Raw genomic sequence first — 295 nt, forward strand, 5'->3', positions numbered from 1 at the left:
GGGGATCGATTCGGTGTCGAATGCTGTTGTGCTGGTTCGCAACGAGCTGCTTGTTGGTTATCTTGTCGGTGAGCCGGGCAAGACCATTGATATCGACGATGTCACTGCCGCAGCAGCTTTGCGGCTGCCGTCTTATATGGTGCCGTTGAACTATGTTGTGCTCGAGGAGTTTCCGTTGGGGTCGAGTGGGAAGCTCGATCGTAAGGCTTTGCCGGATCCGGTCGTGGCGGTCAAGGAGTTTCGGGCGCCTACCACTCCGGTGGAAGAGATCGTGGCGGAGACTTTTGCTGGGGTT

General features: G+C 56.9%; 1 protein-coding gene. It reads left to right on the top strand.

The window, feature by feature from the left end:
- Positions 1-13: 13 nt before the first annotated feature.
- Positions 14-295, top strand: a 282-nt coding sequence (locus H2510_RS20585) for a hypothetical protein (protein ID WP_186630133.1), incomplete at its 3' end; no start/stop codon positions are given.

Origin of the sequence: Rhodococcus sp. BP22 (assembly GCF_014281965.1) — a bacterium.
GTDB lineage: Bacteria > Actinomycetota > Actinomycetes > Mycobacteriales > Mycobacteriaceae > Rhodococcoides.